Below are 8152 nucleotides of genomic sequence, written 5' to 3'. Positions count from 1 at the left end.
CACCGCGAGCACCGCGAGCACCGCGAGCACCGCGAGCACCGCGAGCACCGCGAGCACCGCGAGCACCGCGAGCACCGCGAGCACCGCGAGCACCGCGAGCACCGCGACCGGTGCCGGCACCGGCACCGGCACCGTGAAAGCAGGCAGAGCCCGGATGCTGCTCGTCGCCCTCGGCACGGCGCTGGCCGTCACGGGGCTGAGTATCGGAGTGAGTGTCCTCGTGTCGGACCGGGACAGGACCACCACCACCTCCGACGCCGCCACCGCGCCCAGCGCCTCCGACGGCACCGACCGTGCGGCGTCGCTGCCCAAGGGCTGGCGGCCGTGGAGCACGGCCCTGCGGTACGACGTGAAGGGTGTCCCTCTCGACTACCAGGACCCCGGATGCGTGGCGGCGGGAGGCGCGCTGTTCTGCGGTGGTACGGGCTTCACGGTCGCCAGGATCGACACGGCCTCCGGCCGCACCGTGTGGCGGACCGGCACCCGCCCCCAGGGGGTGCAACCGATCGGCGTGCGCGACGGGCTCGTTTACGCGTACGAGGATCCGGACGATACGACCAGGCGCGTGGTGGCTCTCGACGCCGGTACCGGGCAACGGCGTTGGCAACGCGACATCAGCAAGTCCGGGGACGCGGTCCTGTACGACGGCGGACTGCTGACCCTGTCTCCCGACGACCAATCGTTCATCGCGTACGGGCCCTCCGGCAAGGAACTGTGGCGGGCGTCCTCGCTGGACGAGTACTGCGCTCCGTCAGTGCTGGGAGGCGTCCCCTACGCCCTGTGCTCGGCCGGCACCGAGCCCGGCCAGGCCCCGGTCGACCTGATGAGGATCAGACCGGACAGCCTGACGGAGACCGCCACACTGCCCCGGAAGGCGGAAGCGCTCGGCGCTGTCGGCGGGCAACCCGTGTTCCTCGCCCCCCAGACCGCGAAGGACGTGTACGAAGCCGGGTACGAACGGCCGTACAACGCGCTGCTGCGGGTGGACCCGGAAACCGGGCAGGTCAGGCGGATACCGCTGGCACGTCCGCTGACGGGCACGGCCGCCCTTGTGGACGGAGTCGTCTACTTCGTGCGGTCCGACGGGTCGGTCACCGCGGTGTCGGCGGGTAGCGGCAGACAGCTCTGGCAGAAAGCGACGGACATGGAGAGTCTGTCCGCGCCCGCGGTGTCAGCTACGTACAAGCGGGTCTACTTCTCCAACCGTTTCGGCCGCCTGCTGGCACTGGACAGCCGCACCGGAGCGGAGGTGTGGCGCACCTCCGCTCTGGACGATCCCGGGGACAAGGCGCGGGACGCCCCGCCGCGTGTGCTGCTCGTCAAGGACGCGATCGTGGCGACGGCCGGCGACACGGTCTTCTCCCGGAGCCCGGACGGGCCCACCTGACGGGCCCACCTGACCGGCCGACAGGTCTGCATCCACCACTATCGGCAAGCACGACCGCAGAAACGCCGACGAGGGGCACACTCCTTTGCCCAGGCGTACCGGCGCACGTCCCACGGGCCGACCGAGGCAGTCGTGGCGATGTCACCCGTGCAAGCCACGAACAAGGGTTCCACGCAGCTCTCAGCCCCCCGGTAGTGATCGACATGCGCTGAGGGCCACTACCGCACAGCGAAGGACCCTGGCTCCCGGCAGACGTCCAACGTGATTCCGCCGGCCTTCGGGCTTGGTGGCCGTCGCGCAGTGGCTGTCGCTCCGGGTGAGGAACGCCTCGACCACGGAGGCGAACTGTGCGTCGTTGCCGCCCGCCGCAGACAGGGCATCGAGGACCTGCGTCTGCTCTTCGGGCAGGCCAGAGGCCATGCAACCGCGCAGGCGCCGTAGCTTCCAGCTGAGAGTGCGAGTTCCAGTTCCAGTTCCAGTTCGATTCTCGTCACCCGCTTCACGAAGAGGCCCAGGTCATGGACCCGGGCCTTTTTGCTGTCTGCGGATATCAGTCGTCGCGTACCGGATCCGTGCCACCCGGCTCGACCGGACGCACGGCGAGGGTCGGCGCAGGCCGAGTCCCGTGCGAGGCGGCCCGCGAGTGGGAGACAGTACGCTGAGTGCAGCAGGATCAGGCCCGTCGCACAATGTCCGGGAGGCATGTCATGGCTGCCGAGATGGTAGCCCCGGCGTGGATGCACGAGCAGATCACGGCGGAGGAATACGCGTCGTGGTCCGAGGAGCAGTGCGCCGGCATCGAGATCGTGGACGGAATGGTTGTCGTGAGTCCCGGCGTGTCCAAGCGGCACAATCGGCTGGCACGCATCCTGGCGAACGCCCTGGACGCCGCCGCGGGCCCCGGTTGGAACGCCGACACGGACTTCGACGTCCGGCTGCAGGACATCCCTCTCACCAATCGCCGCCCTGATGTCATCGTCTACCGCGCGGACACGATCGACATCACACCCACCCGGCCCGAGCACGTACTGCTGGTCGCCGAGGTGGTGTCGCCGGGCTCGGAGACCACGGACCGGATCGTCAAGGTCGACCAGTACGCCAAGGCGGGCATCGGCTTCTACTGGCGGATCGAGCAGGCCGCGACGGGCGTGCCACTGGTGTATACGTACCTGCTCGACCTCGCGACGAAGACTTACCTGGACGGGGACGTGTTCTCTGGCGTACTGAAGGTAACCGCCCCCTTCGCGGCAGAGATCGACCTCGGCCAGGTCTGAACTGGTCCTACCGCGTGCCCTTTGAAACGGACAACTACGGTCGTAGCGGTTCCAACAGGACGCCATACCACCCGACTCCCGGCCGAGAGACGCCGACGCAGTCCATACACCGGTTGGCGGACCCCGCCAAGTCGGCTGTCGAACTTCCCTCCGTCGGTGGTGGACACGCGTGGCGCGCGAGCGGACCGCTGCGCGTGCAGTGGTCGGACCGTGCGGTCAACGGCCCCTGACAGTGGCCCCTGCTCTTCGCCCGGCCTGCCCTGCGTCCTCACCGTTCCGTGTCTGCCCTGGCCGATGCTCTGTCCCGTGGTCCGGATGCCGTCGGGAGGCTGCGCATCGGTGGAGGGGCCTCGGGCTGAGGGTCCACGCCGGCCGGTCCGCCGCTGTCCTTGCGCTGGTTCGCGAAACGACAGCGCGCGACGACGTCGATCTGCGGCCTCTCGACGGCCGCGGGCGCCCAGGTACCGTGCAGCACGGGGAAGACGCTCTCAACCGGGCCGGCTGCCGCGAACCCGCAGCGCGCCGGAGTACTGGCGTGCCTGGACGTACAACCTTTCGTACGGCGTGCGCGTCATGGGAACACCTGTTGTTCGATCAAGGAGTTCCGTTGCGTAGAGCAGTCACGGCGGCCGCCGTGCTCACAGCCTCCGTAGCCGTCACCCTCACCCCGGTGACATCGTCCGCCGCCGCGCCCTACAAGGGCGCCAACACGGCGGCCGTGCAGGACGACTTCAACGGTGACGGCTACCGCGACCTGGCCGTCGGAGCTCCGGGGGCCGCCAGCGGCACGGTGGAGGAGGCCGGATCGGTCGTCGTGCTGTACGGCTCCGCGTCCTCGGTGAGCACGACCCGCCGCACGGTGGTCACCCAGGCGACCACCGGCATCCCCGGCACCGCCGAGGAATCCGACCGCTTCGGCAGGACGGTGAGCAGCGCCGACCTGGACCGGGACGGCTATGCCGACCTGCTCGTCGGCGCCCCGGGCGAGGACGTCGACGGTGTCGAGTCGCGGGGCTCGGTGACCGTGGTGTGGGGCGGACCGGACGGACTGAAGGGCGGCGCGAGCATCGCCCCTCCGGCCGAGTACGGCGAGGGCAGGAGCCACTGCCGGTTCGGCATGTCCCTCGCCACCGGCGACATGAACGGCGACGGCGCCCCGGAGGTCGGCATCGGCTCGGGCTGCGGCCCCGCCTCCTACAGCGGCCCCTTCACCCGCACCGGCCAGGCCGCCGCCCGCTACCTGGAGTGGCGGGAGAACGCCCGTGGCGTGGTGATGGGGGACGTGAACGGCGACGGCAGGGCCGAGCGCTTCTACCTGGCCGGTCCCACCGACGGTGACATCCGTGGACCGGTGACCCTCGACGCGGGCGCTCCCGACTCCGAGGACCCGTTCGTCAACCAGGGCATCGATCTGCCGTACGCCGACGGGCACGCGGGGCAGATCGGCGACATCAACGGCGACGGTTACGGCGACCTCGTCACCGGTGTCGCGGGCGACGACTCCCACTTCAACGCACCCACTCCCGCTGCCCACCGCGGCGGCGAGATCCAGGTCCTCTACGGCAGCGCCCAGGGCATCACCGCCGGACAGCAGCCGAAGGTCTTCCACCAGGACACGGCGGGTGTCCCCGGCACCGCGGAGTGGGGCGACTGGTTCGGCCAGTCCCTGAGCGTCGGCGACGTCGACGCCGACGGGTATGCCGACGTCCTGGTCGGCTCCCCCGAGGAGGCCGTCGGGTCGCTCGCCTCGGCGGGCACCGCTGTCCTTCTGCGCGGCTCCGCCTCCGGCCTGACGACGGCCGAGGCGGCCGGCTACACCCAGAGCACAGCGGGCGTTCCCGGCACCGCGGAGACCGGCGACGGGTTCGGCGCAGCCGTCCACCTCGCCGACCTCGACAAGGACGGCAAGGCCGAGACGATCGTCGGCGCCCCCACCGAGAACTCCGACGGATGCTTCTGGGTCGCCCGCGGCTCGGCGTCCGGCCCTCTCTTGAACGGCTCGGTCAACCTGTGTGGCAAGGCCGCCGGCATCGCCGTACGCGGAATAACGGGCGCCTTCGGCGCCGCCCTCTCCAGCCCGCACGTGGAGAACTGAGGCGGGCAGGCCCTGACCGGGGTCCTGGACGCCGTCCTTCACGCGTCCAGGACCCCGAGGCCGCCCAGCTCCTCGGACCGGAGCCGGCTCGCCCCTCGGCCCGGTGGGACGCGGTCCGTCCAGTGCCGCGGGGCTAGACGCGGTCCTGGAACACGCAGTGCCATACGTGCGTGCCCACGACGCCGCCGTCGGCGCGTACCGCCTGCAGGGTGTAGAAGTGCGTGGTTCCGCGTGCTGCTGTCGTGTCCGTGTAGGCCTCCGTCCCGGCCGGCAGCAGTCCGGTGTGCAGTGGCTCGTACGCCTTCGTGGCCGCGTTCCAGCGGCTGATCCGGTAGCCCGCGACGGTGTCGCACTCCGCCGTCCTGGTGCACCTCCAGCCGATGGACGGGCCGTCCTGCGCGGCTCCGCCGATCACGGTTCCGTGTGCCACCGTGCCGAGGTTCCAGTCCCGGGTGACCGTCACGGACGGCCGGACGTCCAGTTCGGTGACCTCGACGGGGGTGACCTTCGGGTCGCTGGGGTGCAGCGCGTTGCCCCAACGGTCCCTGGCGACGATGGCGTACACGTACGTCTCGCCGTCCGGCAGGTCGCCGCAGAGGAGCGCGAGGGGGTCGCCCGTACCGTCCCGGCACTCGGCGGAACCGAGCCACTTGACCGTGCCGTCGGCCTGCCGGACTCCCGTCCAGCCGTCGTAGCGCTCGACATCGTCCTCGGTCGGGGCCGTCCAGCTCATCAGTACGCCGTCGGCGCGCGGGGTGGCCTTCAGGCCGGTGACCGGGCCGGGCGCCACGCGGTCACCGGTGCGGACGACGAGGGGGGCGGACAGCGCCGACTCGTTGCCGGCCGGGTCGACCGCCGCGACCGCGTACGTCACGTACATGCCCGCGGGCATGTCCAGGTCCTCGCAGACGCCGCCGGCGCTGGTCTCGTCGCTCTCCTCGGCGCAGGTCACCCGGGTGAGCGCGGCCGGGTCGAGGGTCTTGCCGGGCGAACGGTGGACGCGGTACGTCCCGCCGTTGGAGAAGTCCTCGTCGAAGCCGTCGGGCTGCTTCCAGTACACCTCGGTGTGTCCGACGCGGGCGATGGCGGCGAGGGCGGTAGGGGACTTCGGCGGTGTCCGGTCGACACCGTCGCCGGTGACGGTGGTGTACGGCGACGGGTTGCCGAGCGCGTCGAGCGCGCGGACCCGGTAGTAACGGGCGGTGTTCTCGGGCGCGTTGGCACGGTACGACGTCGTGGTCGTCGTACCCAGCAGCTCGAACGGGCCGGTGGCCGCGGAGGCGGCGTACACCTCGTACTGCGCGGCGTCGGCGACGCCCTGCCAGGACAGGGTGGCCCACCACGCGTCGCCGGTGACCGTGAGACGGGTCGGCGCCGCGGGGCCCGTACGGTCCACGCTCGTGACGGTGACGTCGGAGCTGCCGGTCGACGCGCGGCCCGCCTTGTCGACGGCGCGGACCTCGTACAGGAAGGTCTGGCCCGTGGCGGGCGTCGCGTCCACGTAGGACAGGGAGGTGAGCTGCGCCGAGCCGCTGACCTTCGCCCACGGGGCGGTGCCCTGCCGCCGGTACACGTGGTAACCGGCGAGGTCCATCTCGTTGTTCGCGTTCCAGCGCAGAATGGTCTTCGTGGTGTCCTGGTTGTAGTTGCCCCTGAAGCCGGCCGGGGCGAGCGGCTTGACGGTGTCGACGGCTGGCGCGGTACGTGGCGCGTACGTGAACGAGGCCTGGGCACGGCCGGTCCAGGCGACGTAGTCCACGCGGAGTGTGTGCTTGCCGGCCGGGATGGTCAGGTCGACGGTCTTGCGGGCGGTGGTGGAGACGTTCTTCCAGAGGTTGATCTTCCGCACGCCGTCGACGTAGACGCGCATGCCGTCCTGCGTGGCGGCGGAGAGCCGGAAGGGGCCGCCGGAGCCGAAGTCCCGTGTGAGGGACCAGCGGACGGAGAAGTTGTCCTTGGGCAGCGTGACGCCGGGCGGGTCGCCGTGTCCGTAGTCCTCGGCGATGACGGAGTCGCACGCGGTCACTTTCGGGGTGCCGCTGAAGGCGGAGTTGCCGAAGTACTGCGCCTTCCAGAGGGGAGACGCGCAGGTGACGGCTGCGGAGGCGGGGGCGGCGGTGAGCAGGCCGCCGGCGGCGACGAGGGCGGCCGTCGCGGCCACCGCGGTCAGCCGGGTACGAGTCAGCACAGAGAGTGGGGCCCTTTCCGGACCATGGGGAAGCATGGGTCAGGGATCATGGGAAACGGGTGTCGGGTCACAAGTGACGGGTGATGCTTGTGTGACCCATGAGATGGGCGGAGGGTTGCCCCCGTTTCCGCAGGCTCTGCACGTGCCCGGAACTATGGCTTCCATCACAGCGGAAGTGATCTTGGCCTGGTGAGATCACCGAATGCTCGGTTTCCTCATCCGTCTCCTGCCGTTCTGGGTACGTGAGCCCCTGCTCATCGTGCTCGGTTCCGTCCTCGGCGTACGGATCATGTATCTCGCCGTCCGCGATCACGACCGGATCGCGGCGGGTCTCGGCACGGTGTTCCTCGTGTTCACCGCGGTACGTGTCCATGTGGTGGTCCGGGCCCTGCGTGCGCGTCGGCACCCGAGTCCGACAACCTCCGCGGACGGGGACGCAGTCGATGTGGTCACGCAGCCGCCGGCTCAGCCCCGAGCCGGCACTCCGGAGAAGGAGCCCAACGCGTGGGGGCAGGCCGCCGCGGCCGTGGCCGTGTTCGGGGCTCTCGCGGTCGCGCTGTGGGCGGCCCCACGTCTCATGCCGTCCGCCGACAACACCCCGCAGGCCCCCTCCTGTTCGGACGGGTCCCACGCGGAGCTTCCGAAGGCGTACAGGGACTCGCCCCGGCCGGTGACCGGTGAAGAGCTGTGCGAGGCGCTCAACCGGCCGGACCTGGCCGAACTCCTCGGCACGCCGGGGGAGACCGCGACCTCTGTCTCCAGCACCAACAACACCGCTCCCCTGACCGCTGAGAAGGTCGCCCAACCGGAGGCCACGGTCACGTTCGACACGTACACCGTGAATCTCTCGGCCACCTACAACAAGCTGTCGATCGACCAGTCCGTGAAGTTGATGAAGTTCGGGGACGAGACGGACGTCAGGACGCTCACGGTTCTCGGTCGGCCCGCGGTCTTCTCCTCGGCTCACACCATGAAGTTCGAGATCGATCTCGGAAGCAGCGGGTCCGGCGGGCCGGTCGAACAAGGTCCCTTGGCCAGGTCGGTGTCCGTGGCCCTGGACCGGGATGACCGGGGCGGCTACTGCGACGTCACCGTGTGGAGCACGTCCGGGACCCTCCCGGACGACAGCGTTCTTCTCGACATCGTCGAGAGGGTTCTTCCGGGGATCCCCGAACGGCCCTGACGCTGAGGCACCATGAGGCGCCCAC

At 70.4% G+C, this 8152-nt stretch carries 6 protein-coding genes; 5 read left to right on the top strand and 1 reads right to left on the bottom strand.

The window, feature by feature from the left end; genetic code table 11:
- The first annotated feature begins 133 nt into the window (after positions 1-133).
- The 4 genes from ACIOKD_RS33285 (at position 134) to ACIOKD_RS33270 (ending at position 4756) form a co-directional block, all read left to right on the top strand.
- Positions 134-1387 (top strand): PQQ-binding-like beta-propeller repeat protein, encoded by a 1254-nt coding sequence (locus ACIOKD_RS33285; protein ID WP_402091483.1) that lies wholly within the window; start codon positions 134-136, stop codon positions 1385-1387.
- A gap of 300 nt (positions 1388-1687) precedes the next feature.
- Positions 1688-1828: a hypothetical protein gene (locus ACIOKD_RS33280; protein ID WP_402091481.1), complete on the top strand. Its 141-nt coding sequence runs from the start codon at positions 1688-1690 to the stop codon at positions 1826-1828.
- Between the two features lie 266 nt (positions 1829-2094).
- A complete protein-coding gene (locus ACIOKD_RS33275; RefSeq protein ID WP_402091479.1) occupies positions 2095-2661 on the top strand; it encodes a Uma2 family endonuclease in 567 nt (188 codons plus the stop codon).
- 607 nt (positions 2662-3268) lie between these two features.
- Positions 3269-4756: an FG-GAP-like repeat-containing protein gene (locus ACIOKD_RS33270; RefSeq protein WP_402091477.1), complete on the top strand. Its 1488-nt coding sequence runs from the start codon at positions 3269-3271 to the stop codon at positions 4754-4756.
- A gap of 133 nt (positions 4757-4889) precedes the next feature.
- Here the strand turns inward: ACIOKD_RS33270 and ACIOKD_RS33265 are convergent, their stop codons facing one another.
- A complete protein-coding gene (locus ACIOKD_RS33265; RefSeq protein WP_402091474.1) occupies positions 4890-6944 on the bottom strand; it encodes a PA14 domain-containing protein in 2055 nt (684 codons plus the stop codon).
- A gap of 202 nt (positions 6945-7146) precedes the next feature.
- Here ACIOKD_RS33265 and ACIOKD_RS33260 point away from each other — a divergent pair, with 202 nt between their 5' ends.
- A complete protein-coding gene (locus ACIOKD_RS33260; protein ID WP_402091471.1) occupies positions 7147-8127 on the top strand; it encodes a DUF6215 domain-containing protein in 981 nt (326 codons plus the stop codon).
- The last annotated feature ends 25 nt before the right edge of the window (positions 8128-8152 follow it).

This window comes from Streptomyces sp. NPDC087844, from assembly GCF_044742785.1.
Lineage (GTDB): Bacteria > Actinomycetota > Actinomycetes > Streptomycetales > Streptomycetaceae > Streptomyces.
This window is presented reverse-complemented; position numbering and strand designations above follow the sequence as displayed.

What these genes read in the sequence shown, in the direction of transcription:
- ACIOKD_RS33260 (WP_402091471.1), top strand. Translation starts at nt 7,147, where the DNA reads ATGCTCGGTTTCCTCATCCGTCTCCTGCCGTTCTGGGTACGTGAGCCC.
- ACIOKD_RS33275 (WP_402091479.1), top strand. Translation starts at nt 2,095, where the DNA reads ATGGCTGCCGAGATGGTAGCCCCGGCGTGGATGCACGAGCAGATCACG.